Source organism: Streptococcus pseudopneumoniae ATCC BAA-960 = CCUG 49455 (genome assembly GCF_002087075.1).
GTDB classification, from domain to species: domain Bacteria; phylum Bacillota; class Bacilli; order Lactobacillales; family Streptococcaceae; genus Streptococcus; species Streptococcus pseudopneumoniae.
The window spans coordinates 1-1505 of the sequence record NZ_MWSM01000079.1; the positions used below are offsets into that span (position 1 = coordinate 1).

The following is a 1505-nucleotide window of genomic DNA, read 5'->3' on the forward strand; positions in this document are numbered from 1 at the left end:
AGATGATAACTCTTATTATGAGGAAGTACTTTGTGAAATACCAGAAAGTTGGGAATGGGTGAAGTTAAACGATATAACCTCCTACATTCAAAGAGGGAAGTCTCCAAAATATTCAAATATTCCTATATACCCTGTGATTGCTCAGAAATGTAATCAATGGTCTGGCTTTTCTATTGACTTAGCAAGATTTATTGATCCCGAAACAGTTCATAGTTACCAGAAAGAAAGATTACTAAGAGATGGTGATTTAATGTGGAATTCAACAGGCCTAGGTACGTTAGGACGATTAGCTATTTACCATGAAAATAAAAATCCTTATGGCTGGGCTGTTGCAGATAGCCATGTTACAGTTATAAGAGTCTTATCGGGGTTTATTAATTGCCATTTCATCTATAATTTTCTTTCCTCTCCTATTGTTCAGTCAGTTATTGAAGAAAAAGCGTCGGGTAGTACAAAACAAAAAGAATTATTAACGAAAACTATAAAAGAATATTTAATCCCCCTCCCACCCCTTCCTGAACAATCCAGAATCGTTGATAAAATCGAAGAATCTTTCGCCATTATTGACGCACTAATTTAGTATAATAGTTTTACGTGCGGTGGAATTTCTATCAAACATAAGATAGGAGTTTTACGTTGAAAGATTTTGAATTACATTTGAAGAAAGCTGGTTTAGCTGAAAATACTGTGCGTTCGTACCTTTATGGTGTTCGATTTTTCTTGGAGAATTACGAACTCAAAATGGAAGATTTATTTGAATACAAAGGATATTTATTAGACAATTTTAAACCTAAAACTGTCAATTTGCGACTACAAGGAGTAAATAAATATCTGGCTTTTATTGGTCATGATGATTTGAAATTAAAATTTGTCAAAGTACAGCAAAAACCGTTTTTAGAAGATGTCATTAGCCATGCTGATTACCTTTTTCTTAAACGTAGTTTGAAAAAAGATGGTATTTTAAAATGGCATTTTGTCGTTTGGTTTTTAGGTGCAACTGGGGCTCGTGTAAGTGAACTTATTAAGCTAAAAGTAGAGCATGTAGAAATCGGTTATTTTGACATTTACTCAAAAGGTGGTAAAATTCGTAGACTGTACATTCCTAAAAAATTAAGAAATAGTTGTCTTAGTTGGTTAGAATCAGAAAATCGCCGAAGTGGTTATTTATTTTTGAATAAATTTAATGAACCAATTACAGCAAGAGGAGTTGCTCAACAGTTAAAAAATTATGCTGATAAATACAAAATGAATCCTAAAGTAATTTACCCTCATTCTTTTAGACATTTATTTGCTAAGAATTTTTTATCGAAGTATAATGATATTGCCTTGCTTGCAGATTTGATGGGACACGAAAGTATAGAAACTACTCGAATTTATCTAAGGAAAACAGCTACCGAACAACAAAATATTGTAGATAAAATTGTTAATTGGTAAAAAAATAACAGGTGGTCAAATTGACTATCTGCTATTTTTTTGTGATTATGGCTCTTATTATCTGAATAACA

The 1505-nt window shown here is 32.0% G+C and carries 2 protein-coding genes; both read left to right on the top strand.

The genetic code is table 11. From position 1 onward, the window contains the following. On the top strand, nt 1-580 hold a 580-nt coding region (locus B4W83_RS11895), incomplete at its 5' end, for a restriction endonuclease subunit S (RefSeq protein ID WP_142246454.1). A 56-nt stretch (nt 581-636) separates the two neighbouring features. Continuing rightward, the gene (gene psrA, locus B4W83_RS11900) at nt 637-1434 is read left to right on the top strand and encodes a tyrosine-type DNA invertase PsrA (protein WP_000651180.1); all 798 of its coding nucleotides are present in this window, start codon (nt 637-639) and stop codon (nt 1432-1434) included. The last annotated feature ends 71 nt before the right edge of the window (nt 1435-1505 follow it).